At 68.1% G+C, this 25,338-nt stretch carries 31 protein-coding genes and 1 tRNA gene; 23 read left to right on the forward strand and 9 right to left on the reverse strand.

Features of this window, described 5'->3' with window-relative positions:
• Positions 1–51: 51 nt before the first annotated feature.
• The 5 genes from QE416_RS13285 to QE416_RS13305 all read left to right on the forward strand — a co-directional run bounded on the left by QE416_RS13285 (position 52) and on the right by QE416_RS13305 (position 4,900).
• Positions 52–1,272, forward strand: coding sequence for a CdaR family transcriptional regulator (locus QE416_RS13285; RefSeq protein ID WP_267789411.1), 1,221 nt, complete (start codon positions 52–54; stop codon positions 1,270–1,272).
• Positions 1,273–1,354: 82 nt separating this feature from the next.
• Positions 1,355–2,275, forward strand: a complete 921-nt coding sequence (locus QE416_RS13290; RefSeq protein WP_307316874.1) for an ACP S-malonyltransferase — start codon at positions 1,355–1,357, stop codon at positions 2,273–2,275.
• The gene (locus QE416_RS13295) at positions 2,272–3,276 is read left to right on the forward strand and encodes a beta-ketoacyl-ACP synthase III (protein ID WP_267787234.1); all 1,005 of its coding nucleotides are present in this window, start codon (positions 2,272–2,274) and stop codon (positions 3,274–3,276) included. Before QE416_RS13290 ends, QE416_RS13295 begins: the two co-directional genes overlap by 4 nt.
• Before the next feature lie 68 nt (positions 3,277–3,344).
• The gene (locus tag QE416_RS13300; protein ID WP_022880558.1) at positions 3,345–3,593 is read left to right on the forward strand and encodes an acyl carrier protein; all 249 of its coding nucleotides are present in this window, start codon (positions 3,345–3,347) and stop codon (positions 3,591–3,593) included.
• Positions 3,594–3,661: 68 nt separating this feature from the next.
• Positions 3,662–4,900: a beta-ketoacyl synthase gene (locus QE416_RS13305; RefSeq protein ID WP_210074987.1), complete on the forward strand. Its 1,239-nt coding sequence runs from the start codon at positions 3,662–3,664 to the stop codon at positions 4,898–4,900.
• A gap of 155 nt (positions 4,901–5,055) precedes the next feature.
• Here QE416_RS13305 and QE416_RS13310 read toward each other — a convergent pair whose 3' ends face one another.
• From QE416_RS13310 to QE416_RS13320, 3 genes are all read right to left on the reverse strand, one after another.
• The gene (locus tag QE416_RS13310; protein ID WP_210074985.1) at positions 5,056–5,559 is read right to left on the reverse strand and encodes a DUF3145 domain-containing protein; all 504 of its coding nucleotides are present in this window, start codon (positions 5,557–5,559) and stop codon (positions 5,056–5,058) included.
• 159 nt (positions 5,560–5,718) lie between these two features.
• Positions 5,719–6,588: a hypothetical protein gene (locus QE416_RS13315; protein WP_307316878.1), complete on the reverse strand. Its 870-nt coding sequence runs from the start codon at positions 6,586–6,588 to the stop codon at positions 5,719–5,721.
• A 76-nt stretch (positions 6,589–6,664) separates the two neighbouring features.
• Positions 6,665–7,201 carry a hypothetical protein gene (locus QE416_RS13320; RefSeq protein WP_307316880.1) on the reverse strand — a complete coding sequence of 179 codons (537 nt, stop codon included), beginning with the start codon at positions 7,199–7,201 and terminating at the stop codon, positions 6,665–6,667.
• 145 nt (positions 7,202–7,346) lie between these two features.
• Between QE416_RS13320 and QE416_RS13325 the strand changes: the two genes are divergently transcribed.
• The gene (locus QE416_RS13325) at positions 7,347–8,021 is read left to right on the forward strand and encodes a response regulator transcription factor (protein ID WP_267787230.1); all 675 of its coding nucleotides are present in this window, start codon (positions 7,347–7,349) and stop codon (positions 8,019–8,021) included.
• Complete coding sequence (locus QE416_RS13330; RefSeq protein WP_307316882.1) at positions 8,018–9,445, forward strand: HAMP domain-containing sensor histidine kinase; 1,428 nt, start codon at positions 8,018–8,020, stop codon at positions 9,443–9,445. The genes QE416_RS13325 and QE416_RS13330 overlap by 4 nt, the downstream gene beginning before the upstream one ends.
• 14 nt (positions 9,446–9,459) lie before the next feature.
• Here QE416_RS13330 and QE416_RS13335 read toward each other — a convergent pair whose 3' ends face one another.
• Positions 9,460–9,795, reverse strand: a complete 336-nt coding sequence (locus QE416_RS13335; protein WP_210074975.1) for an ATP-dependent DNA ligase — start codon at positions 9,793–9,795, stop codon at positions 9,460–9,462.
• Positions 9,796–9,930: 135 nt separating this feature from the next.
• Positions 9,931–10,548 carry a TetR/AcrR family transcriptional regulator gene (locus tag QE416_RS13340; RefSeq protein WP_267787228.1) on the reverse strand — a complete coding sequence of 206 codons (618 nt, stop codon included), beginning with the start codon at positions 10,546–10,548 and terminating at the stop codon, positions 9,931–9,933.
• Positions 10,549–10,659: 111 nt separating this feature from the next.
• On the opposite strand from QE416_RS13340, the gene QE416_RS13345 reads away from it, so the two are divergent.
• From QE416_RS13345 to QE416_RS13375, 7 genes are all read left to right on the forward strand, one after another.
• Entirely contained in the window at positions 10,660–11,256 is a 597-nt protein-coding gene (locus QE416_RS13345) for a DUF6230 family protein (protein WP_210074971.1), read from the forward strand.
• An 11-nt stretch (positions 11,257–11,267) separates the two neighbouring features.
• Complete coding sequence (locus tag QE416_RS13350) at positions 11,268–11,702, forward strand: DUF6114 domain-containing protein (RefSeq protein ID WP_267787227.1); 435 nt, start codon at positions 11,268–11,270, stop codon at positions 11,700–11,702.
• Positions 11,699–12,454, forward strand: a complete 756-nt coding sequence (locus tag QE416_RS13355) for a hypothetical protein (RefSeq protein WP_307316888.1) — start codon at positions 11,699–11,701, stop codon at positions 12,452–12,454. Before QE416_RS13350 ends, QE416_RS13355 begins: the two co-directional genes overlap by 4 nt.
• Before the next feature lie 169 nt (positions 12,455–12,623).
• Positions 12,624–14,027, forward strand: a complete 1,404-nt coding sequence (locus QE416_RS13360; RefSeq protein WP_307316891.1) for a hemolysin family protein — start codon at positions 12,624–12,626, stop codon at positions 14,025–14,027.
• Positions 14,024–15,046, forward strand: coding sequence for a CNNM domain-containing protein (locus tag QE416_RS13365; RefSeq protein WP_307316894.1), 1,023 nt, complete (start codon positions 14,024–14,026; stop codon positions 15,044–15,046). Before QE416_RS13360 ends, QE416_RS13365 begins: the two co-directional genes overlap by 4 nt.
• A 145-nt stretch (positions 15,047–15,191) precedes the next feature.
• A complete protein-coding gene (locus QE416_RS13370) occupies positions 15,192–16,010 on the forward strand; it encodes an SDR family oxidoreductase (RefSeq protein ID WP_307316897.1) in 819 nt (272 codons plus the stop codon).
• A 448-nt stretch (positions 16,011–16,458) separates the two neighbouring features.
• Positions 16,459–16,821, forward strand: a complete 363-nt coding sequence (locus QE416_RS13375; protein WP_307316900.1) for a hypothetical protein — start codon at positions 16,459–16,461, stop codon at positions 16,819–16,821.
• A gap of 60 nt (positions 16,822–16,881) precedes the next feature.
• Here QE416_RS13375 and QE416_RS13380 read toward each other — a convergent pair.
• Positions 16,882–16,955, reverse strand: a tRNA-Ile gene (locus QE416_RS13380).
• A 135-nt stretch (positions 16,956–17,090) separates the two neighbouring features.
• Between QE416_RS13380 and QE416_RS13385 the strand changes: the two genes are divergently transcribed.
• From QE416_RS13385 to QE416_RS13415, 8 genes are all read left to right on the forward strand, one after another.
• On the forward strand, positions 17,091–17,381 hold the full coding sequence (locus tag QE416_RS13385; RefSeq protein ID WP_307316904.1) for a hypothetical protein: 291 nt from the start codon (positions 17,091–17,093) through the stop codon (positions 17,379–17,381).
• Positions 17,378–18,967 carry a hypothetical protein gene (locus QE416_RS13390; RefSeq protein WP_307316907.1) on the forward strand — a complete coding sequence of 530 codons (1,590 nt, stop codon included), beginning with the start codon at positions 17,378–17,380 and terminating at the stop codon, positions 18,965–18,967. The genes QE416_RS13385 and QE416_RS13390 overlap by 4 nt, the downstream gene beginning before the upstream one ends.
• A 4-nt stretch (positions 18,968–18,971) precedes the next feature.
• Positions 18,972–19,337 carry a YbaB/EbfC family nucleoid-associated protein gene (locus QE416_RS16530; protein ID WP_373458859.1) on the forward strand — a complete coding sequence of 122 codons (366 nt, stop codon included), beginning with the start codon at positions 18,972–18,974 and terminating at the stop codon, positions 19,335–19,337.
• A gap of 23 nt (positions 19,338–19,360) precedes the next feature.
• A complete protein-coding gene (locus QE416_RS13395) occupies positions 19,361–19,636 on the forward strand; it encodes a WXG100 family type VII secretion target (protein WP_307317955.1) in 276 nt (91 codons plus the stop codon).
• Positions 19,633–20,085 (forward strand): hypothetical protein, encoded by a 453-nt coding sequence (locus QE416_RS13400; protein WP_307316910.1) that lies wholly within the window; start codon positions 19,633–19,635, stop codon positions 20,083–20,085. The genes QE416_RS13395 and QE416_RS13400 overlap by 4 nt, the downstream gene beginning before the upstream one ends.
• Positions 20,086–20,509: 424 nt before the next feature.
• Complete coding sequence (locus QE416_RS13405) at positions 20,510–20,965, forward strand: hypothetical protein (RefSeq protein WP_307316912.1); 456 nt, start codon at positions 20,510–20,512, stop codon at positions 20,963–20,965.
• 94 nt (positions 20,966–21,059) lie between these two features.
• On the forward strand, positions 21,060–21,464 hold the full coding sequence (locus QE416_RS13410) for a hypothetical protein (RefSeq protein ID WP_307316915.1): 405 nt from the start codon (positions 21,060–21,062) through the stop codon (positions 21,462–21,464).
• Positions 21,465–21,470: 6 nt separating this feature from the next.
• Entirely contained in the window at positions 21,471–21,953 is a 483-nt protein-coding gene (locus QE416_RS13415) for a hypothetical protein (protein WP_307316918.1), read from the forward strand.
• An 84-nt stretch (positions 21,954–22,037) separates the two neighbouring features.
• Here QE416_RS13415 and QE416_RS13420 read toward each other — a convergent pair whose 3' ends face one another.
• Complete coding sequence (locus QE416_RS13420; protein WP_267787217.1) at positions 22,038–23,000, reverse strand: DMT family transporter; 963 nt, start codon at positions 22,998–23,000, stop codon at positions 22,038–22,040.
• A 41-nt stretch (positions 23,001–23,041) separates the two neighbouring features.
• On the opposite strand from QE416_RS13420, the gene def reads away from it, so the two are divergent.
• Positions 23,042–23,608, forward strand: a complete 567-nt coding sequence (gene def, locus QE416_RS13425) for a peptide deformylase (RefSeq protein WP_103209299.1) — start codon at positions 23,042–23,044, stop codon at positions 23,606–23,608.
• A gap of 24 nt (positions 23,609–23,632) precedes the next feature.
• Here the strand turns inward: def and QE416_RS13430 are convergent, their stop codons facing one another.
• Positions 23,633–24,937 (reverse strand): glutathionylspermidine synthase family protein, encoded by a 1,305-nt coding sequence (locus tag QE416_RS13430; protein ID WP_307316921.1) that lies wholly within the window; start codon positions 24,935–24,937, stop codon positions 23,633–23,635.
• Complete coding sequence (locus QE416_RS13435; RefSeq protein ID WP_210074937.1) at positions 24,937–25,311, reverse strand: tRNA-dihydrouridine synthase; 375 nt, start codon at positions 25,309–25,311, stop codon at positions 24,937–24,939. Before QE416_RS13435 ends, QE416_RS13430 begins: the two co-directional genes overlap by 1 nt.
• Positions 25,312–25,338 lie beyond the last annotated feature (27 nt).

Genomic DNA, 25,338 nt, shown 5'->3' on the forward strand with positions numbered 1-25,338 from the left:
TCCGGTTCCGCCTCCACGGGCGGGGCCGGACCCGACCGGTCTGCGGGCTCGGTGGCCGCCGCCGCGCAGGAGAAGGCCGACACCCTCACCTGGCTTCGGCGTATCTCGGGCGATCTGGCCACGGCGACGATCCAGCGCCTCGAAGAGACGCTGCCGTGGTACGCCGAGATGCCCCCCGCTCGGCGATCAGCCGTCGGGCTCGTCGCCCAGGCGGGGATCACCTCGTTCCTGCAGTGGTTCGAGGAGCCGGCATCCACTCCCGCCATCGCCGCGGACATCTTTGCCGCCGCTCCCCGTGAGCTGCTGCGCAGCGTCAGCCTGACGCAGACACTTCAGCTCGTCCGCGTGACCGTCGAGGTCATGGAGGAGCGCGTGGCCGGTCGCAGCGAGAAGGTGCGCGAGGCGATGCTGTCGTATTCGCGCGAGGTCGCCTTCGCCGCCGCCGACGTGTACGCGCGTGCCGCCGAGGCGCGGGGGCTCTGGGATGCGCGTCTCGAAGCCCTCGTCGTAGACTCGATCCTCACCGGCGAGGCCGACGACGAACTCCCCAGCCGTATCGCCGCCCTCGGGTGGCACGGCCACGGAGAAGTCGCGGTCCTGGTGGGCACGACTCCCCCGCAGCTCGACGTCGACCAGGTACGGCGTACCGCGCGCAAGCTCGGCGTCGACGTGCTCATCGGTGTGCAGGGTTCCCGCCTAGTGCTCGTGGTCGGCCGGGCCGACCTGCCCGCCCGTGCCGGCGAAGAGAATGCCGAACTGCCGTTCCCCGAGATCGCGAGGCGCCTCGAGCCGGGCTTCGGCACCGGGCATCTCGTGCTCGGGCCCGCCGTGCCCGCGCTGGTCGACGCGGGGCAGAGCGCTCGTGCGGCCCTTGCCGGCTTCGCCGTGGCCCGTGCCTGGCGCCACGCCCCGCGCCCGGTCGAGGCCGACGACCTGTTGCCCGAGCGCGCCCTCGCCGGCGACGCCGTGGCCAAGCAGACCCTGGTCGACCGCGTGTATCAGCCCCTGCACGCGCACAGCGCCGATCTCGTCGCGACCCTGTGGAGCTACCTCGACAACGGCCGCTCGCTCGAGGCCACGGCCCGCGAGCTGTACGTGCATCCCAACACCGTGCGGTACCGCCTCAAGCGCGTGTCGGAGGTCATCGGGTGGGATGCCACAGGTCCGCGAGAAGCGCTCATCCTGCAGACCGCGCTCATCCTCGGATCGATCGGAACGGATGCCACGCGCCGCCGGAGTCCGGTGGGCCGACGGTCGCCTCTGGCGCGTTGATGCACGGCGCGCACAAAGACACGCCGTATTTCTGTGTCGATATCTCCAGAAGCGCGTGCCCGATCCTTGACAGGATGGAACGGTGATCATCGCCGTCTTCCCCGGACAGGGCTCTCAGACCCCCGGGTTCCTCTCGCCCTGGCTCGAACTCGACGGGGCGCGTGATCGTCTCGCCGCCTATTCCGAGCAGGCGGGCGTCGATCTCATCGCCGCCGGTACCGAGTGGGATGCCGATCGCATCCGCGACACGAGCGTGGCGCAGCCGCTGATCGTGGCGGCGAGCCTGCTGTCGTGGGCCGCGCTGAACGACCGCGCCGGCGCGTCGGTGCACGGGGTCGCGGGGCACTCCGTCGGTGAGATCGCCGCACTGGCGGCATCCGGTGTGCTCTCAGAGGACGACGCGTTGCGTCTGGTCGGACTCCGCGGCCGCGCGATGGCCGAGGCCGCCGCCGCCGTCGAGACCGGCATGAGCGCCGTCGTGGGCGGCGACGAGCAGTCCGTGCTCGAGCGACTGGACGTGCTCGGCCTCACCCCGGCCAACTACAACGGCGGTGGACAGATCGTGGCGGCCGGTGAACTCTCGGCGTTGGCAGAGCTCGCCTCCGAGGCGCCGCGCGGTGCGCGCGTCATCGCACTGCAGGTCGCGGGAGCGTTTCACACCCGTTTCATGGAGCCCGCCGTCGAGACCCTCCGCGCCGCCGCGGCCGACGTCGCAGTCTCTGACCCGAGCACGACGCTCTGGACGAACTCCGACGGCTCCGTCGTCGCCGAGGGACGTCGCGCCCTCGACCTCGTCGTCGCGCAGGTCGCCTCCCCCGTGCGCTGGGACCGCTGCATGCTGTCGTTCGCCGAGCACGGCGTGACCGGCATCATCGAGATGTCCCCCGCCGGCGCCCTCACCGGGCTCGCCAAGCGCGCCCTCCGCGGCACCCCGACCGTCGCGGTCAAGACCCCCGACGACCTCGACGCGGCCGTCTCCCTGCTGAAAGAAGAACAGGCATGAGCACCCCCACCCTCCGCCAGCTGCAGGGCCCCGCGCACACGCGCATCTACTCGTACGGCGCCGCCCGCGGCGAGAACTTCGTGCCGAACGACGACCTCGTGGGCCCGATCGACTCGAGCGACGAGTGGATCCGCCAGCGCACCGGCATCGTCACGCGCGTTCGCGCGAACAAAGAGACGGATGCCATCGACCTGGCCACCACGGCCGCGCGCGAAGCGGTCGAGAAGTCGGGCGTGGCGCCCGAAGACATCGACGCCGTGATCGTGGCGACCATCAGCAACCCCAAGCAGACTCCGTCCGCCTCGGCCATCGTGGCCGACCGGATCGGTGCGAACCCCGCCGCCGCCTACGACCTCAACGCCGCGTGCGCGGGCTTCGCCTACGGAGTCGGTCAGGCCGACGCGCTCGTGCGGGCCGGTCTCGCGAAGCACGTCGTCGTGGTCGGCGCCGAGAAGCTCAGCGACGTCGTCGATCCCACCGATCGCAGCATCTCGTTCCTGCTCGGCGACGGCGCGGGCGCCGTGGTAGTGGGCCCGAGCGACACCCCCGGTATCGGCCCCACCATCTGGGGCTCGGACGGCTCGAAGGCGGATGCCGTGGGCATGAACGCCACCCTGACCGACTTCCGCGACGGCGTCGCGGCCTGGCCGACCCTGCGTCAGGAGGGCCCCACGGTCTTCCGCTGGGCCGTCTGGGAGATGGTGAAGGTCGCGCGCCAGGCCATCGAGGCCGCGGGTATCGAGCCCGCCGACCTCGCCGCGTTCGTGCCGCACCAGGCGAACATGCGCATCATCGACGAGTTCGCGAAGCAGCTCGGGCTGCCCGAGACCGTCGTCATCGGTCGCGACATCGAGACCACGGGCAACACGTCCGCGGCATCCATCCCCCTCGCCACCCACCGCCTGCTCGAGGAACACCCCGAGCTCAGCGGCGGCCTCGCGCTGCAGATCGGCTTCGGAGCCGGACTGGTGTTCGGCGCGCAGGTCGTCGTGCTGCCCTGACGCAGCGCCGTCGAACTCTAGACTGATCGGGGCCCGACAGGCCCCGCCCCCAAGAAACAGGAGACATCATGGCATTCACCAACGACGAGGTTCTCGCCGGCCTTGCCGAGCTCATCACCGACGAGACGGGCATTTCGGCCGACGAGGTCGCGCTCGAGAAGTCCTTCACCGACGACCTCGACATCGACTCCATCTCGATGATGACGATCGTGGTCAACGCCGAAGAGAAGTTCGGTGTCACCATTCCCGACGACGAGGTCAAGAACCTCAAGACCGTCGGCGACGCCGTGACCTTCATCACGTCGAACCAGTCCTGACACCTCCCGGTGGGGGCTCCGGCCCCCACCGGTCACGACCTGTCGGCCGCACCAAGGATTTCTCGCTCATGAGCACACCCCGCATCGTCGTCACCGGCATCGGAGCCACTTCGCCCATCGGCGGCACGGCACCCGAGAGCTGGTCCGCCCTGCTCGCCGGAACCTCCGGCGCCCGTTCCCTCGAGCACGAGTGGGTCGAGCAGTACAACCTGCCCGTCACCTTCGCCGCCGAGGCCCTGGTGCGCCCGGAGACCGTGCTCGAGCGCCCCGTCGCCAAGCGCCTCGACCCTTCGTCGCAGCTCGCGATGGTGGCGGCGAAAGAGGCCTGGGAAGACGCCGGCTCCCCCGACATCGACCCAGACCGTCTCGGTGTCGACTTCGCCACCGGTATCGGCGGCGTCTGGACGCTGCTCGACGCGTGGGACACCCTGCGCGAGAAGGGCCCGCGGCGCGTCATGCCGATGACGGTGCCCATGCTCATGCCCAACGCGGCCGCCGGCAACCTCTCCCTGCACTTCAACGCCCGCGCGTTCGCCCGCACGGTCGCCTCGGCCTGTGCCTCGAGCACCGAGTCGATCGTGAACGCCGTGCAGCACATCCGCGACGGCCTGGCCGACGTCGTGATCGCCGGTGGCACCGAGTCGGCGATCCACCCCATCACGATCGCCTCGTTCGCGTCGATGCAGGCGCTCTCCAAGCGCAACGACTCCCCCGAGACGGCGTCCCGCCCGGCCAGCATCGACCGCGACGGCTTCGTCATGGGCGAGGGCGCCGGTGTCCTCATCCTCGAGACCGAGGAACACGCGAAGGCCCGCGGCGCGAAGATCTACGCCTCGATCGTGGGCGGCGGCGTCACGGCGGATTCGTATCACATCACCGCCAACGATCCCGAGGGTCACGGCGCCGCACGAGCCGTGCACATGGCGCTCGAGATGGCGGGCGCGTCGGTCGACGACGTCACCCACATCAACGCCCACGCCACCTCGACCCCGGTCGGCGACCCGAACGAGTACAAGGCTCTACGCGCCGTGTTCGGCGCCCGTGTCGACGAGATCCCGGTGTCGGCCACCAAGGCCTCCACCGGTCACCTGCTCGGTGGAACCGGTGCCCTCGAGGCGATCTTCACGGTGCTGGCGCTTCAGAATCGCGTCGCCCCGCCGACGATCAACCTGACCGAGCAGGACCCGGAGGTCCCGTTCGCCCTGTCCGGCTCGGCCGTCGAGCTCGGAGCCGGCGACCAGCTCGCGATCAGCAACTCCTTCGGCTTCGGCGGTCACAACGCCGTCGTGGCCATCGCCTCGGTCTGAGCGCGGTCTTCCGCACGGCGAGAGCCCCCTGGCATCCCCCCGACTGCAATCGGGGATGCCAGGGGGCTCTCGTCTTGTCAGGCGAGGGATACGCGGTCCCGGTGCCGGGTGTGGTCACCGACCTCCGGTAGTGGCGCCTCCCCCGCCCGACGGTCTCAACCCACCTTGTGCAGCCAGACGATCTGCTGGTCGTCGCCGGCATGGCGGAAGGGCTCGAGCTCTTCGTCCCAGGCGGAGCCCAGGGCGACGTCGAGCTCGCGTTGCAATTCGAGAGCGTCGCCCGCGGCGACCTCCATCGCGTAGCGCACGCGGTCCTCGGCAATGACGACGTTGCCCGCGGAATCGGTCTGAGCGAAGTGGATGCCGAGTCCCGGCGTGTGCATCCAGCGGCCGCCGTCACTGCGGGGCGTGGGGTCCTCGCTCACCTCGAAACGGAGGTGCTCCCAGCCGCGGATCGCACTCGCGAGGGCGGCACCGGAGCCGACGGGGCCTTCCCAGTAGAACTCCGCGCGACGACTGCCCGTGAGAACGGGCTGCTCGGTCCAGTCGAAGTTGACCGCGCGGCCGAGAGCGCGTCCCACCGCCCACTCGAGGTGGGGGCACAACGCGCGGGGCGCGGAGTGGATCAGGATCACTCCGCGCGAAGACGTGATCGCCATGGTTTCTCCTTCGTCAGGTACGTCTTCCCCTACGACCTGTGATGGAGTGTTGGCGATTGTTCGGTTGTCCGGCCATTATCGCCCGTGCATAACGAAATCACAACACTGTGATTTCGCCACGGGCCCCGCGCGTCGACCCGTGGTGCTCGACGGGTCGATTCAGCCGAACCAGAGAGCCCAATAGAGCGCGAAGTTGCGGTTGCCGTATGCCGAGCAGGAGTCTCCGACTCCCCAGCGCGCGGCCAGGGCCGCGGCGTTCGGCTGATAAGGCGTGTAGTTGTACAAGGCCGCGGTGGCAGCGTTCGCGATGGTGACCTCCGAACCCCCGCAGGAGGGGTCGGGCGAGTAGGCGAGGTAGTGCGTACCCGGTTGCCGCATGAAGTCGGAAGCGCTGTAGGACTTCAGGTCGGTCGCGGCCTGGGCGACCTGTGCACCGAAGCCGGCGGCCCCGGCGTCGCAGGGGGCGGTGTCGGGGCATCGGGCGCCCATCGCCGCCCCGAGTTGTTCGGGTGAGGGGGCCCGGGCGGTGCGACCCGAGACGAGGCTCTGCTCCTTCTGCAGGGTGACCAGGAGCACCTTCGCCGAGATGCCGCACGCGCGCTGCAGGCGGTCGATGATCTGGGCGGCCGTGAGCTCTCCCCCGTCGTAGCCCTCGCAGACCGTGCGGCCCGTGGCATCCGAGACGACCGGTCCTCGTGCCGGCAGTTCGGAGCGCAGGACGGACAGACAGTCGCTGTTGCGACACTCCCCCACCTGATCGTCGAGGAAGGTCTGGATCTGATCAGCGGTGAGCGCGTCGCCGTCGTAGAACTGCTCGTCGTCGATCAGATGGCCCGGGTCGAAGGACGTGAGGTCGATGGCCGCGCGACGCGCCTCGGTGTTCCACGCGGTGGTGAGCGAGACGAGCGGGACGACCGCGAGGGCGACCAGGCCGACGAGCACCGCGGCAACGGCGCCGAAGACCAGACGCCGTCGGCGGATGAGCCGTTGCCGGGGCGTGCGGCGGCGCCGCCTGCGTGTTCTCGCCACCCGTCGATCGTGCCTCACCGCGCTGACCGCGCGCTGCACGCGAAGGGCGTGGCGCGCGGTCAGCGCGGGGTGGCGCTCAACTGCCCGGCGTGGCGGGCGGCGTCGGCGTGGTGCCCTCGGCGGGCGGGGTGGGAGCCGTGCCGTCGGCCGGGGGTGCGGGCGGCGTGGGCTTGTCCCCCTCGGCGGGCGGAGTGGGAGCCGTGCCGTCGGCGGGCGGCGCGGGCTTGGCGGCGTCGCCCTTGGGCGCACCGGGGCCGCATTCGCCCGGTCCCTTTCCTCCGCCGGGGGCGGCAGGAGCGGTGCCGTCGGCGGGAGGCGTCGGGGTGCTGCCGTCGGCGGGGGCCGAGGGCGTGGCATCCGGGGTGGGGGCCGTCCCGGGAGTGCTGGTGCCGGGGCCCGTCGAGCCGCCGTCGGCGCTGGGGGCCGAGGTCGAGGAGGCCGCCAGCGGGCCCGTCCCGTTGCTCTGCGCCGCGAGCGCTGCGGTTCCGCCGGTGAGGCCCGCGGCCACGATCACGGCGCCGGCGATGAGCGCCGGCCCGCGCCAGGAGCGGCGGCGGGGTTCGGGGGTCTCCTCCTGACGCGGCAGCGGCAGGGTGGGATTGTCGTCGTTCATGGTTCTCTTTCCGTCCGGTGTCGGTCACCGGCTCTGGAACCAGACTTCGAGCCGGGACTGAAGCGAACCTGAAGCCGGCTCACCCGCCCGGTTCGCATACGCAAGCCATAAGTCCCGTTCAGCCGGTGACCGTATCGTCGCTCCGATGTCCCTCGCTGCCCGCGTGCTCGTCCTCGACGACGACGAGACGATCCGCGTCGCCGTCACCACGGCTCTGCGCGCCGACGGTTTCGTCGCCGAGGCGGCGCCCGACGGCACGGACCTCGCCGACCGGTTGGCGTCGTTCCGCCCCGACCTCGTGATCATCGACTGGATGATGCCGGGGCCCAGCGGCATCCGGTTGCTCCCGATCGTGCGGGCCACGGGCGACACGGCGGTCATCATGCTGACCGCGCGAGACGAGGTCGATGATCGCCTGCGGGGGTTCGCGGAGGGTGCCGACGACTACGTGGTGAAGCCGTTCACGATGGCCGAGCTCGTCGCGCGCAGCGGCGCGGTTCTTCGGCGGCGCGGGAGGCTGCCGCAGACCGTGTCGGTGGGAGATCTGGTGGTCGATCCGGATGCCGCGACGGCACATCGCGGTGGAGTGTCTCTCGAGTTGACGGCCACGGAGTTCCGGCTGCTGCACCTGCTCGCCGAGAGTCGCGGACGAACCCTCTCGAAGGCGCAGATCCTCACCCAGGTCTGGGGTTACGAGGACTACGACCCCAATCTCGTCGAGGTGCACCTGAGCGCGCTCCGCCGCAAGATGGAGCAGCGTGGACCGCGGCTGATCCACACCGTGCGCGGCCTCGGCTACCGCTTGAGCGAGGAACGGTGAGACCCTCGCCCCCGCTGAAGTCGGGATCGCTGCGCCGGCGGACGATCGTGGCGGTGGTGGCCCTGGTGGCGCTGCTGCTGGTCGTGCTCGCCGTCGTCGTCGACGTGGCCTTGGGGGCCCGCCTGCGCGGCCAGATCGAGGAGCGCTTACGGGATCGCGCTGCGGCCGCCGCCTCCCTGGTGGGAACGGTCGATGACGCCGACCTGGCCGAGCGATTGTCCGACCAGGGGCTCGCCGTCCGCATCGACAGCGCGGGGGGCGACTCGGTGGTCGCCGGCCCCAGCCCCGAGCAGTTGCGCGAAGCTCCACCGGGTGGACCCGGAGGCCCCGGCGCCGGTCCCGGTGCCCGTTCCACCCCTCAGCCCACGGTCTCGAACGACGTGAGCGTCATCGCATCCGAGGTCACGGGCGACGATGAGCTCGTGACGCTGCGTTCGACGCTCAGCGACGGCTCGAGTCTGACCCTGACGGCGTCGGTGGCGGGCGTCGACGACACGCTCGCTCAGGTGCGATGGATCATGGCGCTGTCGTCGATCGGCGTCCTCGTGCTCGCGGCAGGCGCGGTCACCCTCGTCGTGCGACGGAGCCTGAGGCCCCTCGATCAGGTGTCGAGCGTCGCTCGCGCGATCGGCTCCGGGGAGCGCCAACGGCGTCTGCACCCCACCCGCTCCGATACCGAGATCGGACGCGTCGCCACCGCCCTCGACGACATGCTCGACGACGTGGTGGGCGCCGAGCGGGCCGCTCTGGACGCCGAGCAGCGCCTGCGGGCGTTCCTGTCGGACGCGGCGCACGAGTTGCGCACGCCGGTCGCCGGCATCCGGGCGGCCGCCGACACGCTCGTGCGCGCCGACCTCGACGGACCCGAGCGCGAGGTGCTCGCCGCGCACGTGGCACGCGAGGCGGCGCGGGCTTCACGCCTCGTCGACGACCTGCTGACGATGGCCCGCGTCGATCGCGGTCTCGAGCTCTCGCGCACGGATCTCGACCTGCGGGCGCTCGTCGAGGCCGAAGTGGGCCGCGCCCCGCTCGTACACCCCTCCCTCGTCCTTCGCGCGCAGACTCCGGATGCCGCGGTGCCGGTGCACGCCGACCCCGACCGCCTCGCCCAGGTGTTGTCGAACCTCATCGAGAACGCGGCGCGGGCAACCGGGGGAACCGGCACCGTGACCGTGGCTGTCGCCGTGCGCGGCGCGACCGCGGTGGTGTCCGTCACCGATGACGGCCCGGGCGTTCCGGCGGCCGACCGCGAGCGCATCTTCGAGCGTCTCGTCCGTTTGGACGCCGCGCGGGCGGCATCCGGCGGGGTCGGTCTCGGATTGCCGATCGCGCGAGGGATCGCGCGAGCGCACGGCGGCGACGTGAGATGCGTCGACGGTGGGGTCGGCGCGCGATTCGAGGTGACGCTACCGCTCGAGGGGTGAGGGCCTGAGCCCCGTCATCGACCGCCGATGGGCTGCCGGTGCGGGGCCGTGGTCGCGGGGGCGATTCCCGCGGCGGTCAGGGTGAGCCCGTCGGCGCCGCTGGCGTCGTGCATCATCTGATCGACGAGCGCGCGATCGATCGCCGGCTCCCGTCCGCCGTAGAACTGCATGACGAGCGCGTTCGAGGCGTGGATCCACAGGCTGGCCTGTCGCACGCCTTCGTTGACAGGCAGTTGCAGCATGAAGCCCTCGTTACGGCGGAGCTTGTTCATCACGACGATGCGGAGGTGAGCGAGGATGCGGTCGTCGATGTCGAACGACGCGCGATCACGGTAGATAAGACGTCCCATCACAGATCCTTTTCTGGCTCGACGAATCGAACCGTGTTTCAAAGGGACCGCGCTGGGGCGCAGCAATGGGGGCCCTTCTATTGTGCCATTCGTCGCGAGGGCGGGAGCGGATTGCCGGAGGATTTGCCGCGGCGATCAGGCCCGTGGCGTCGGCCCAGCGGGCTCTCCCACCACCGACGCCAGCACGCCGAAGGCCGAGCGCGACAGGAAGGCGACGATCTCCGCCGCCGGCATCTCGGTGCCGAGAGCGAGTTCGACGAGCACCTCTTCGGCGAAGTTCACCCACGAGCGCAGGGCCACTCGAAGCAGAGGGGAATCGCCGGAACCGAGTTCGAGGAAGCCGTCGGTCACCCAGCCCGCGGTCACGTCTCGAGCGCGATCGACCTCGCTCCTCACCTCCGGGTCGCCGGAGGCGACGCCGCGCACGAGAGAGAAGAAGGTGCCCCGATGCTCGCGAACGAAGGCGACGATGCGGGCGAGCGTGTCGTCGAGCCGCTCCCGCGGGTCGAGGTCTTCCCGCGGGACGGACGCCTCCAGCAGCGCCGCCGCGGCCGTGATCACGACCTCTCGGTGCAGGCCCTGGCGCGAGCCGAAGTAGTGGAAGACAAGGCCGCGTGAGACGCCGACGCGCTCGGAGAGCACTTCCATCGTGAGGTCGTCGAGCGGCTTCTCGGCGAGAAACGCGACACCCGAGGCGACGAGCTGGGCGCGCCTCTGATCCGGCGTGAGGCGCGTGCGACGGTCGCTCGACATGAGGGAACTCTAACGAAGCGATGCTGTCTCCAACTATTGACACTCTGTCAATGCGGCGTAGCCTGGCTTCGCTCGGCGACGGCGCCGGGCTCGCTTTCCGCAGGAGGATCGATGAAGTTCCGTAACCTGACCCGCTCCCGCACCGGCCGGGTCGCCCTGGCGACCGTGCCCGTCGCCGCCGTCGCGAGCCTTCTTCTCACCGGTGTCGCCCAGGGCGCGGTGCCCGTGTCCTTCGCCGTGTCGGGCAGCCAGTTCCAGATCAGCGCCTCGCAGCTGGAGGGCACCGGCTTCTCGCAATACGCTGGCGTCACCAGCGACACCGCCGGAGGCCAGCACAACGTCGCGATCGCCAACATCCGGTCGGCCACTCTCGCCGACCTCTGTCAGTCGGTCGTCAGCGACACTCCCCTGGGCAAGGTGGGCGTCCTGATCACCGCGGGTGGTGGCGGCGCCCCGGCATCCGCCTCCGACCTGCAGATCGGCATGACGGGCCTCCAGGGCGACTCCTCGTTCGGCAACATCCGCATCGGCGTGGACGCCTCGACGGTCAACACCTCGGCCAAAGGCACCCCGGGGGACTTCGCTCAGGATGCCGACACCATCTCGATCGCACATCTCAAGCAGACCGCGTGGAGCACGCAGGCCTCGGTCTTCACCCTCACCGGCATGAAGCTCGAGCTGACCGACGGCTCGAAGACCTGCTTCTGATCGGAGTCGTCATGACCTCCCCCGACCTCTCCTCGTCGGCGCGCTTTCGAACCTGGCGGCGGAGCCGTCCCCTCATGGGCGGCGTCCTGGTCGCACTCGGCGGCGTCGAGATGTTCTTCTCCGGGCAGCTCGACATCGGGCAACTGCACATCCAGCTCGGGATCGAGGGTCTTCAGGCCACGGTGATTCCGGTGGTTCTGGTGCTGCTCGGCATCCTGCTCGTCCTGATGCCGGCACACCGCATCTTCTACGGTGTCATCGCCCTCGCCGTCGCGGTCTACTCCCTGGTCGGCGTCAATCTCGGTGGCTTCCTGCTCGGGATGCTGGTGAGCACGGTGGGTGGGATCGTGGCCGTGTCGTGGGCGCCGCCGACCGCCTCCGCGCCGCGAGCCTCGGCACCGACCGTCGAGGAGGCGGAGAGCGCTGCCACCGGGGTCGAGCGATGAGGCGGGCCCGGGCTACGGCTGCGCTCACCGCTGCCATCCTGGTGCTCGGCGGGTCGACCGGCGCAGCCGCGGCCTCGGCCGACGACGGTCCTCGCCCTGCCCGGTTGTGCATTCCGATCCTCTTCCCGTGCGGCGAACCCGCGCCCTCCTCGACGTCGACACCGACGCCGACACCCGGGCTCACCGTGCCGGGCCTGCCAAAGCTTCCCGGTGCCGGCACCTCGACGCCCGCTACGCCGTCGACGCCCGAGGACTCCCCGACCTCCGCGCCGTCTGCCCCCTCCGCTGATTCGACCACGCCGCCCGCACAGGCAGCCGTCGCCGACGAGCGCGCGCCGGTGTTCACTCAGCCGTCGGCACAGCTGGGCGCCCAGTCGCTGTCCTTCCGCGGCATCCCCCTCATCAGTGTGGTCACGGTGCCGCTGGCCGACGGCACTCGTATCACCGCGCTGAAGATGACGGCGGACGAGATCACGATCGAGGGCTTCGCCCTCACGGTTCGCCGCGAGACGGGTCCAGCGCTCGTCACGACCGCCGACCGCATGACGTTGTCAGGGCACGTCTCGGTGTACCTGAACTCGCTGTCGGCCACCACCGCGGACGGCAAGACCCTCACCCTCGGGGCCGATACTCCCCCACCGGTCGACGGCATCGCACCCGGGCTGGCGCGCCTCACCCTGGGGCTCGTCGGTACCACAGCCGATTCGATCGTCTACACGAATACCGACCAGAAGATCACCGAACCGGGGTGAGCTCAGGGTCGGGCGAATCCCCAGCCTGAGCGGGACGCTGCTCGATACAGTCGACGTGATCAGTGATCACCGACCCACGAGAGAGAAAACCCGTGAGCCATCACCGCACCTCCACCGACCAGGAGGGCCGATCTTCGAGCCCCCTCTTTCCGAGAGGGGGTGAGATCTGATGCTGGCCGCGGCCCTGACGCTTCTGTTGGGGATCATCGTGACCCTGGCGATCATCGCCGCCTGCGGCTTCTTCGTCGCGCAGGAGTTCGCGTACATGTCCGTCGATCGTTCGCGGCTCGCGGCGAAAGCCGAGAAGGGCGACGCTCAGGCGAAGCGCGTGCTCGCCATCACCAAGCGCACCTCGTTCATGCTGTCGGGTGCCCAGCTGGGCATCACCGTCACGGGACTGCTGATCGGCTACGTCGCCGAGCCGTTGATCGGTGAGTCGCTCGGCACCCTCCTGGGAGGGGTGGGTATCGATCCGGCCGTCTCGGTCCTCATCGGCACCATCGGCGCGTTGCTGCTGGCCACCGTCGTCACGATGATCTTCGGCGAGCTGTACCCGAAGAACCTCGCCATCGCCAGCCCGGAGCCTCTGGCCCGCGCCCTCGCGGTGCCCACCCGCATCTACCTGCTGCTGTTCGGCTGGCTCATCACCGTGTTCGACGTCGCCGCCAACGCGCTGCTGAGGCTGCTGCGCATCGAGCCCCTCGAAGACGTCGACGAGAGCGCCACCGCGCGTGACCTCGAGGCGATCATCGAAGAGTCCCGCGTCAGTGGCGACCTTCCCGACGACCTATCGATGATCATCGACCGCATCCTCGACTTCCCGCAGCGCGACGTCGAGCACGCCATGATCCCGCGTTCCCAGATCGACTCGGTCACCCCCGACACCACGGTCGGCGAGGTGCGCGCGCTCATGGCCACCGGTCACACCCGCTACCCCGTGATCGGCGACGAGTACTCCCCCGTCGGCGTCATCGAACTCATCGACGTGCTGCGCGAGCAGCCCGCCGACGATGCCCCCGTGGCATCCGTCATGCGCGCCGCCGTCGTGATCCCGACCTCGATGCTGCTCCCCGTCGCCCTCGACCGCATGCGTCGCTCCCGCAACGAACTCGCGTGCGTGGTCGACGAGTACGGCAACTTCGACGGCATCCTGACGATCGAAGACCTGACGGAGGAAGTCATCGGAGAGCTGTCCGACGAGCACGACGTCGAGGTCGCCGAGGTCTCGGCCGACGGCGACGATGCCTGGACGGTTCCCGGCGACCTGCACCTCGACGAGCTCGAGCGTCTGCTGGGCCACGACCTCGCCGAGAGCGAGGTCGAGACCGTGGCCGGCCTCGTCATCGAGACCCACGGGGATCTGCCGGCGGTCGGCAGCGTCATCCGGATCGATCTGCCCGAGCGCGCGTCCGAGACCGTGCAGGGGCTCGACCTCGAGCGCTGGCTCGCCGTCGAGGTCGTCGAGGTCGACCGGCACGTGCCCTCCCAGTTGAAGATCCGCCTGCACGAGGTGGATCGAGATTCCGAGCCCGCCGTGGAAGCATCCGCGATCGACGAGGAGGTGGCCCGATGAACGGCTGGACCGTCGCGATCATCACAACCGCGCTCATCGTCGCCAGCGCCTTCTTCGTCATCGTCGAGTTCGCCCTGCTCGCCGCTCGTCGCCACCGCCTCGAAGAGCAGGCCGCCACGAGCGCCTCGGCGCGCGCGGCTCTGCGCGGTGTGAACGAGCTCACCGTGATGCTGGCGTTCGCGCAGCTCGGCATCACGGCGTGCACCTTCTTGCTCGGTGCCATCACCAAGCCCGCGATCGACTACGCGCTGGCCCCCGTGTTCGAGACGTGGGGTCTGCCGTACGTTCTCGCCGACATCATCGCCTTCATGCTCGCGTTGATCGTCGTGACCTTCCTTCACCTCGTGATCGGAGAGATGGCGCCGAAGTCGTGGGCGATCGCGCACCCCGAAACCGCGGCGAAGGCCACCGGCATCCTGGCCCGCGCCCTCACCTGGCCGTTGCGTCCGTTCCTGCTGTGGATCAATCACATCGCGAACCGTCTCGTGAAGGCGTCGGGTGTCGAACCGGTCGACAAGGCCGCCGCGGGCGGACAGGACGCCGACACCATTCGCGAGCTCGTGGCACATTCCCGCCAGGCGGGCACCCTCGAGAAGCAGTACTCCGAGCCGATCGCTCAGGCGATCGCTCTGGGCACTCTGACGGTGGGTGACATCGTGCGCACCGACCGCTCCCCCACGAGCGTGCCGACGGATGCCACGGTCGCCGACATCCAGGCCGTCGCCGCCTTGTCGACGCACCTGCGAATCCTCGTCGGGGCGGGAGCGTCCTCGCGCGTCGCGCACGTGCGGGACACGCTCGCCGTCGACCCCGGGACGCCGGCGCTCGAGATCGCCCGTGACCCTCTGGTGCTCGAGCCCGCGGCATCCGCTTACGACGCTCTGGCACGCATGCGGCGCGGTCGTGTCCAGCTGGCGACGGTCGTGGAGGGCGAGCGCCTGATCGGCGTCGTGACGCTCGACGATCTGCTGCGGGAGATCCTGCCCGGGCCGGGAGAGCTGGCGCCTGCCGCCCGCTGACCCGGTGCCACGAGAGCCCCGTCCGTTCACTGCTGGCGGGGCTCTCACCCTGCCGTGCGGTGGTCGGGTGTCAACCCGAGGAGATTCTGAAATCCGCGGCGTACCGTCGCCCGCGTTCACCCCCTATCTCTCTCGGAGGACACTCATGAGCAAGACGTGGTTCATCACCGGCGCATCGAAGGGCTTCGGCCGCGAGTGGGCCGAAGCGGCTTTGGAGCGCGGTGACAACGTCGCCGGCACTGCTCGAAACCTCGACGACGTGAAGGCGCTGGTCGACAGCTACCCCGACTCCTTCCTTCCCCTCCAGCTCGATGTGACCGACCGTTCCGCCGATATAGACGCCGTGGCCAAGGCCCACGAGAAGTTCGGCCAGCTCGACATCGTCATCAACAACGCCGGCTATGGCCACTTTGGCATGGTGGAAGAGCTGACCGAGGACGAGGTCCGGGCGCAGCTCGAGACCAACTTCTTCGGCGCGCTCTGGGTCACCCAGGCCGCGCTGCCGATCATGCGGAAGCAGGGTTCGGGCCACATCATCCAGGTGTCGAGCATCGGCGGCATCAGCGCCTTCCCCACCGTCGGTGCCTACCACGCGTCGAAGTGGGCGCTCGAGGGTCTCTCGCAGTCACTCTCTCAGGAGGTCGCGGGCTTCGGCATCCACGTAACCCTCATCGAGCCCGGCGGCTACTCGACCGACTGGTCGGGCCCCTCGGCTCAACGCAGCGACGAGATCGACGCCTACGCCGCAGTGCGGGAGCAGGCGGCCAAGCGCCCCTCTGCTGCCGACCCCGGAAAGCCCGAGGCGACGCGCGCGGCGATCTTGAAGGTGGTGGATGCCGAGAACCCGCCGCTGCGTATCTTCTTCGGCAAGGCGCCCCTGGGCATCGCCGAGCGCGACTACGAGTCGCGTCTGCAGACGTGGCGCGAGTGGCAGCCGGTGTCGGAGGAGGCGCACGGCTCGTAAGCCGGGCGCTCGCTCCTCGGGGGTGCGGCTTGTGCGGTGGGGTGTCTGTCGAGCGCCCCGGTGCACGGGCCGTGCCCCGTTGCCGCCGGACCGCTGAGATCGCCGATCGTGGCGCGCGAGGCTCGGTACGCAACTCGGGGAGGACGACGTCGGGCCCGACCTCGAGGCGCTGGAAGAACGGCCTCGCGACCCGCACGGCATTCGCCCTCTGGCGGCTGACGGCACCAGGTCGAGTGCAAGTCTGCGTTGAGATCCGGATGGTGTCGCCGGGAACGCGGGAGGATTCTCGGTATAGGCCGACCGCGTAAGGAACCTCGCGGCCCTCCGACCACTGTTTCCGGGCCCACCACGCCTGCACTCTCTCTACCACGGCTGTGACGGTAATGGGCGCCTCCGACATCGGCGTTCATCCGCTCGTGGTCGCGGCGCGTCCCGCTAGGGTCGGGGCATGACGATGCCCGCCATGCCCCCGCAGCAGCCGCCTTTTCTTCCGCCGCCGCGCCCGCTCCCGGCGGTGACGAACGGAACCGCCATCGCCTCCGTGGTGCTCGGACCCATCGCGGTCCTGAACGCCGCCTTCGTGCCGTTGCCCTACGTCGGTATCGTCGCGATCTTCACGGCTTTCCCTCTTGCAGTGGCGACGGTCGTCCTCGCCCACCTCGGACTCGGTACAGCCCGGCGCTATGGGGTGGGGCGCGCCATGGCGGTCGTGGGGCTCATCTGCGGCTATGTCGCGCTCGGGGTGATCCTGGCCACGGTGATCCTGTTCTTCTCGCAGTTCTTGCTGATCAGGCCCTACATGGTGGGCTGAGTCGGCCACTTGAACAGAGAAAAGACCCCCGACCAGGCCATGCCTGTCGGGGGTCTCGCGTAGGGCGGGTGGGACTTGAACCCACGATCGTCGGGTTATGAGCCCGCTGCCTTGACCAGCTTGGCCACCGCCCCCAGCGGCTTAGAGCCTACCGGCATCCGGTAATTCACAGTTGGTGAGCTCCCCTGCGAAGCGGCGAAGGGTTTCGCTATGGTGTTGGCAAAGCTGACACGAGCGGGGGCCCCGTGGCGGGAAGAACACACATCATCATGGACACCGACGTCCTGGCAGAACAGGCGTCGACACTGGGACGCGTGAGCGATTCGCTGGATGCCGCGGCGTCCGCCGCCGGAGCACCGCTCCCCGGCTCCGCGTTCGGCGTTCTGGCGTCGGGAATCGTCGTCGGGGCCGCGAACGGTCTGGCGAGCAACACCGCGCAGTTGCTGTCGAGTGCGCGAGAGCTCGTTGCGACGATGCAGAAGGGTGTGCAGGTCGCACGCGAGTCGTTCGACGAGGTCGAAGAACAGGCCGTCGCGGTGATGCAGGAGTTCGAGTCGTGAGCGGCGCTGCCGCCGTTGCCGCGCAGTTGCGCAGCGAGTCATGGGCTGCGGGCGCGTCGCGTTCTTCGGGTGGAGGGTGCGATGGCATCCCCGGGTTCGCCGGTTGGCTGATCACCTACGTGCAGCCGCTCCCCCAGTGGATGGACGAGTTGCAGGGCGATCCGGGCGCTATCGCCATGCGTTCGTCGGAGTGGCGCATGGTCGAGTCGTCGGTGTCGGACCTGACGCTCGACCTCGCGTCCGCCGCGCGGGCTCTCGACGACCTCGATGGGCGGACCGTGCGGGCCCTTCGCCAGCGGTACGAAGACGTCTCGAGGGTGTTGACGGACGTGCAGGACTGGGCGGGTGCCGCGTCGTCTGCGCTGGCCCTCGCGTCGACTCTCGTTACCGCCTGCCGCGACGCGATCTGCGGCCTGCTGAACGCCCTGGCGCGTCTGTCCGACTCTCTGACGAGTTTCACGCTCAACCCTTTCGACAAGCTCGACGCCATTCGCGAGTTCGCGGATGCGGCGTGGGACATCATCGTGTTGGCGCGGGATCTGATCGAGCAGCTTCTCACGGCGCTCGCTCAACTCGCTCATTTGCTCGAAGCGCTTGCCCCGATTGTCGAAGATGGTGCCAGCGTTCTCAGGGATCTGCTCGGGCGGATGCTTCCGGGCCTCGCGGCTGCTACCGGCGGGGGCGTGTTCGGCTACTTGCTTGGAACGGGTCTCGGGGATATGTTGCGGTCCACTCCACGGGTAACCGAGTTCGATCCAAAGGATGCAGCGAGTCCCGAGGACTATCAGAAGCTTATGGACCAGGGGGAAATAACCTCGCCACGGGATCTCCTCGCTGGAAACAGACTCGTTGATGGCATCGGTCAGACGGACTCGACGGCGATCAGCGTATCGACCGTTCGTCGTCCAGATGGATCTACATACACATTGGTCAACCTTCCGTCGACCCAAGACTGGGGCGCGCTTAAAGCTGTCCTCGGTGGAGGCGAATGGACCGACACATTCAGAGATGCTGGTCCCTTGAACGATCTCGACAGCAACATCGCGTTGATGCTGATGGACAATCCAGTGTTGCGAACGCAGTATGAGCGCGCGGTCATGCAGGCGCTATCAGATGCGGGCGTGCCGCCGGGTTCCGATGTTGTGTGGTCGGGTTTCAGTCAGGGAGGCATCATGGCTGGGAATCTTGGAGCGGACACGTCTCTCCCTTACAGGACGGTGGGGGTGGTCACAAATGGAGCTCCTATCGACAATTTCGACATCCCCTCGAACGTCCCAGTTCTCCAAGTGGAACACTTCTCAGATCCGGTCGCCAAACTAGACAAGACCCCCGTTGACCTTTATCCGCATGTTGAAAGCACGCCATGGGGACCTGGGGTTGGAGTATCGGCGAGCGTGCCATCCAACGTCGATTGGGTCATGCTTCCCGACCCGGATGGTGTTTCGGACGTGAATGAGACGCACAACGCTGCCAACTACGAACGCGATTTTGGACGATATCTGGACGCTGGAGGGGACCTTAAGAACGACTGGTCCTTCTTGAACGGGCGAGTCGAACAGATTTACGTCGCTAGAACTGGGGAATGACATCGTGACAGACGACATTGACATCCGTCTCGAAGCCGCAAGAGCACGCCTTGAGTCTCAAATAGAGGCTGCCCGGGCAACCCGAGATGCCCTTGGTCGTAATGTCGAGGAGCTGCGCTCTATCGAGTCAACGGCCCGCAGCTCCGTCGGCGATTGCGAGGTGACTGCGAACGCACAGGGGGCCATCATTCGTGTGAAGCTCGCTTCCCGAATCAGAGACTCGCAGGCGCTCGAGGTGCTACTGGTCGAGACAATCGCGCAGGCTCAGCAATTTGCACGCGACGCTGCATCACGGCGGGCGGCCTCCCTCTTTGGAGATTCATCGCCCCTCGTCATGCAGCTGCGCTCAGACGGCCGAGCGGAGGCCTGAGGGCGATGGCTCCTCGGTTGGACGTGAAAATCGGACCGCTGCTCGACCACGCAACTAGCCTCGAGGCGCAGGCTGTCGAGTTGGATCAGACCCTGAAGAAGTTAGGGGTGGGCTTGGATGCGTTGCGCTCCACCACGAGCGGAGAGGCTTCTGATGCTGCTGTGGCCGCTACCGAACGGGTGATTGCCGAGACGACGCAGCGAAAGGATCAGCTAGACGGGATCGCCAAGACCATCCGCAATGTCGCGGAGGTCTACGACTCATGCGATCTGGCGGGCGCGCGGGCACTGGGAGAATGATGCGCACCTACACACGCACGACCGCACTTGTGGTTTTGGTTGCAGCCTTCTCGTTCCTCCTTGCCGGTTGCATCGCTTCCGGGCCGAGTGGCCAGGAGCGCGCTGAGCGACTCGTGTTGGAGCTCGAATCGAGCGACCTCGGCGTGAGCGAGGCATCTGCTGAGTATTCGACGTCGATCTCAAGCACTATGGTTCTGCGCATCACTCTGGACGATTCCGTTGTCGCGTCCGGAGCGCTGTCTGCCGCGAAACTAAAGCCCATCCTCGCGGCCATTGGTCGAGGGACTCAGGAGATGCGACTCGGATCCATGGACCTCTTCGCGAAAGACGCAGGAGGCAAGGAGGTTTCGCTGGCGGTAGCTGCGGACGAACTCGGTTTGACGGACTCGGTCGATGGCAAATCGCTCGTCCTGGTGCAGGCTGACCTCCGAGAGATCAGGGCGTGGTGATCCTCGGCGACTTCGAGGCGGGGACCGAGGATGTGAGGAGTGACCGGCGTCCGTCCGCAGCGCGACAGGCGAAGGCGAGCTCATCCTCGCCGTTCGTCATCCAGCTGCGAACTTCTGTGCAAACGGGGGTGGATGACGTCACGGCGATTGCAGGTGCGCGTGCGAGGGGTTCTCGACCAGGGCGTTCGGTTGCAAGTCCGGCGGACCAATTGGACGGCACAGTGACTGATGTCCACAGAGTGGTTTTTTCACTCGAGGCCAGCGCAGAGAGGGAAGCTTCCGCCGCCGCCATCACCTCGAGTCAGAATGCGTCGGCTGAAGCCACTCGTCGCATCGATCGGTTGCGCCGGAATGCAGACACGCTTCGTAGGCTTGCTGAGGTCTGCGACACCTGCAACCTGGCAGCCGCGCGGGCATTGGGCTCATGATGGTCCCCGGCAAGCGGAAAGCGGTGTTGGCAGCGGCCGGCCTCATCCTCACCGCGGTACTCAGCGGTTGCTCCATAGGTGGGCCAACGGGGCAGCAACGTGCGGACGAACTTGCAACCCAGCTGGAGAGATCGGAGCTCGGTGTGAGTAGTGCGGAGGCTACCTATCTGACTTCCTTCTCCGGCGACCTCACCGTGTCAGTGGTTTTAGACCCAGACGTTGTGCAGCCCGGATACACAGTGTTCGCCGAAACTCTCGGCCCGATTCTGGGGATGGTTGCGCAGAGTGCCAAGCAGATGAACGTGGGCGGCGTTGGTTTTTACGCCGAGGACGACGGGGGAATCCATGTCTCCATGGTGCAGGCGGCTGACGAACTCGGCATCGCTGAGGCTGTCGACGGGAGTTCACTTTCGCTCACCGGCGAACGCCTCGAGATTCTTGCGAAACAGTGATGGGTCCTCACCTCTAGTGCTCCGCACGGTTGCCTCGGACATCACAGAACCAGGCCGAACGAGGAAGGCCAGCGCTGCTCTGGTGGCTTTAGCCTTGTTCATCGGCCTCACGGCGTGTGCCGGCGGGCCGAGCGCCGGGGATTCTGCAGATCGTCTCTCAGCGGCTCTGATGTCCGCCGGAGCAGGCATCGACAGGGCAGAGGTGGTCAGAACGCCTTCCTTCGCGGGAGGCCTGACGATCAGCGTGACGGTGTCTTCCGAGGGTCTTGATCCCATCGGCGCCGAGGTGAAGACCAACACCCTGACGAGCATCCTGGAGGTGGCGGCGGACAACTCCGCCGACATGAAGGTGACCAGCCTTTACCTTTACGCCGATGACGAAGCAGGAGCCGATGTCTCGTTTCGCGATGCCGCGACCGAGCTGGGGCTTCAAAACTCCCTCAACGAGGACTCGCTGACGCTGGTGGCGGAGGATTTGACCTCCTTCTTGAGGAAGTAGCCGTCGGTGACGCGCCCACATTCTGTCGCCAGACGCACGGTCTCACGCAACCTCCACCGCATCGCGATACCGGTGCTTGCCGCGTCGATGGTCACCGGTCTCTCGGCGTGCTTCGGCTTTGGCCCGCCCCTCGCGGAGAGGGCTGCAAAAATCGCCGCTGCCCTCGAGAGCAGTGAGGTGGGGGTTTTACTCGCGGACGTCGCCCCTCCCGCTTCTTTTACCGGCAGCCTGTCCGTCACCGTAACGCTCGACGAGGACGTGCTGCACCACTCCGCCATCTCTGCCGAGGACCTCGATCGAATTCTCGAAATTGTGGGTCGTGGTGGAAGGGACCTGCGCGTAGGTTCAGCGGTCTATTCCGCTTATGACAGTGAGGGACGCGAGGTCTCCCTCAGCAACGCTGCGGAAGAGCTGGGTCTCGGCGACAATGTCTCCGGCGACTTCATGACTCTCAACGGGTCGCAGTTGGAAAAGCTAGCCGCCCCCTGACCTCGAGCGCCTGAATGGCCCGTCGTCGTCTGCGGCGAGATTCCATCGATGACGGACTGCCCTGGAGTCATCCAGCGAACGCCCTCACTGCACCCGAGGCTTCGCCAGCTTCCCGTCCGCCGTCACCTGAGGGTGATGCTTGGTCAACTGGATCACGCCCCAGGTCGCGATCGCGCCGGCGATGACGAAGCCGATGAGCGCCCATGCGGGGGCCGTCGACGCCTCGCCGAGGACGAGAAGACCGATCAACACGGCCACGATCGGGTCGATCACGGTGAGGCCCGCGATGACGAGGTCGGGCGGGCCGACCGAGTACGCCGTCTGCACGAAGTAGGCGCCCACGGCGACGGCGGCGAGCAGCGCCACCAGGCACAGCATCGTCAGCCACTCGAAGTTGCCGGCCTGCGCGCGGCTGATGACGACCTTCGCCAGGGTCGCGACGAAGCCGTAGATCACACCCGCGGCCATGATGTAGAACAGCGCCTGCGCCCGGCGACGCACGAGCACCCAGAACACACCGAAGACGATCACCACGACGGCCAGGATGCCGAGGATGATCCACAGCTCGCGCTCGGTGACCACGTGCTCGGTGGCGAAGAACGCCGCGATCGTCACGAAGATGAAGATGCCGCCCACGCACAGTGCGATCGCGATGAGCGACTGCCGCGTCGGCTTCTGCCCCGAGACGCGCGCGTTCAGCACCGTCGTGATGACGAGTGCGATGGCCCCGAGCGGCTGCACGAGGATCAGCGGGGCCACCGACAGCGCTGAGAGCTGGCACACGATCGCCAGGCCCAGCATGACCGTGCCCGCAACCCACGAGGGACGCGTCAACAGGGACGTGAGCTGCTTGCGCGAGAGGCCACCGGTGGTCTTGCCCGAGAGGCGCTCGACCTTCTGCACTCCGCGGTGCTGATACTGCGCTCCGAACGACATGAACACCGCACCGAGCAGGGCCAGCGGGATGCCGAGGAGGATACGGGGATCGCGGAACACACCGACGAGCTGGTCGATTCCGTCGCTGAGGGTGGCATCGAGCGGGATCACCCTCCGACGATAGCCCGCCGCCCCCTGGATAGGCTGGTGACGTGGCCGTACTCCCGATTCGCATCATGGGTGATCCCGTGCTGCACGCTCCCGCTGCCCGCGTCGACGAGATCACCGATGAGGTGCGCACCCTCGTTGCCGACATGTTCGAGACGATGGACGCCGCTCCCGGTGTGGGCCTTGCGGCTCCGCAGGTCGGGGTGGGACTGCGCATCTTCACGTACACGTACGAAGACGACGAGGGGCAGCCCTGGCGCGGCGTCGTGATCAACCCCGAGCTGTGGATTCGCCCGATGGAACCCGGCTACCCCGACCCCGACGAAGAGAGCGAGGGGTGCCTCTCGTTCCCCGGCGAGCGCTTTCCGTTGCGCCGGTCCGAAGCGGCACTGCTCACCGGCACCGATCTCGACGGCCACGCGGTTCGTATCGAGGTCACGGGTTGGCGCGCACGCATCCTGCAGCACGAGTTCGATCACCTCGACGGCATCCTGTATGTGGATCGTCTCGACGAGGAAGACGGTCGGGTGGCGGCGAAGATCGCGAAGAAGCGCAAGTGGGGCAAGCCTGGTATCTCGTGGATGCCGGGTGTCGACGACATCGACGCGTGAACGGCCAGCCGCGGGGCGGCGCCGTCAGCTCTCGATGATGTTCGGCGCGAAGCGACAGAAGTAGTCCGTGATCGGTCCGTCGGATTCGCGGATGCCGACGCCGAACGCTTCCTGGTCGATCACCCATGAGCCGAGCACGGGGTGGTTGCTGCCGTTCTTCCCGGGGAAATCGGGGAGCTCGTGGTACTCCTGCCACACGCGTTCACGGCCTGTGCCCTCGCGGCGGTACTCCTGGCCGTTCGAAGTGATGCTGCCGTCACGGCGATGCACCTGGATGCCGTCGCCTTCTCGACCGAAGACGGGTTTGACGACGAAGTCGGTCATGCCGTTCGGGCCGTCGGCGTAGGCCGGCAGCAGGTTGGGGTGGCCGGGGAACAATCGCCAGAGGGCGACGAGCAGTAGCTTGTTCGAGAGGAACATCTTCCACGCCGGTTCGTACCAGCGGCCGAAGAGTCCTCGACCCGCAATGAGCAGCGCGCCGAACTCCTGGTCGCCGACGACGCGATCCTCTCCCGAGACGAGGTCTTCCCAGGGGTAGAGCTTGAAGAGGTTGCGGATGACGGGGTATTGCGTGCCCGGGGTGTCGCCGGGAAGCGCCGCGATGCTGCGCGAGGAGCCCCACAGCTCGGGAACGCCGACGAACTGCCGCGCGCCGTGGTGCCAGCCGATCTCCTTCATCTCGATGCCGGTGTGCTCCCATCCGGCTTCTCCGGCGACGTCGCGCATGTAGGCGACGGTGTCCCAGTCCTCGCCGTAGGTGTCGGCATCCGAGTGGGCGACGAAGAGGCGTCCGCCCTCCCCCTCGTTCAACGAGCGGTGCAACAGGGTCCGCCAGCGCTCCACCAGGGCCTCGTGCAGGCCGTTCCACTGGTCGGTGTCGGCAGGGAGGACTCCGCTGTTGATCCGATCCTGCAGCCAGAACCACTGGGTGACCGACGCCTCGATCAGACCGGTGGGGGTGTCGCCGTTGTACTCGAGCATCTTCGCGGGTGAACCGTCGCCCGCGTAGGCGAGGTCGAAGCGGGCGTAGACGTCGGGTTCGTTCTGCTCGAGCGACCACTGGGCGAGCTCGAACGCTTTCGGGCTGAGCCCCAGGTGACCGAGTGCACCGGATGCCATGTACTTGGCCGCCTCGAGACTCATGCGATGCAGCTCTTCGGTTTGCTTCTCGAGTTCTTCGACCTCCGGGAGCGTGAAGACGTACGCAGCGCCGTCGTTCCAGTACTCCACCGCCGTCCCGTCGTCGCGGACGGAGTGCGAGTAGATGAGGCCGGACTGCTTGATGGTGCGCTGCCAGTCGGGGCGCGGGTCGAACTCGATGCGCCGCATCAGCTGCCGTGGCTTCCGTCGGATCCCGATCCGCCGAAACCACCGCGCGAGACGCTGTCGCCGTCGCTCGAGATGCCGCGGGCAGCGGTCTTCCCCGAGGGGATGCTGTCGGAGCCGCCGGTCGCCGGCTGCCCCACGGCGGGTACCGTTCGGCTGCTCGAGCCGAGCGGCAGGTAGTACCAGTGGGCGCTTCCGCCGTGGTTGTTGCAGTCGTCGTCGGGCAAGCGCTTCTCGGTGGAGTTGTCTCGGCAGATCTGGGCGTAGTCGTCCGAGACGTTCGTCCCCTGTCCGCACCCGGTGAGGGTGGCGGCGAGGGCGGCGACGACGCCGACGGTGACGGTGCGCGACGCGCGACGACGCACGACTGGCTGCATGGGGGGGCTCCTTCGGAAATGCCGATC

It is taken from the genome of Microbacterium sp. SORGH_AS_0421 (assembly GCF_030818635.1).
In the GTDB taxonomy this organism is placed as follows: Bacteria; Actinomycetota; Actinomycetes; order Actinomycetales; family Microbacteriaceae; genus Microbacterium.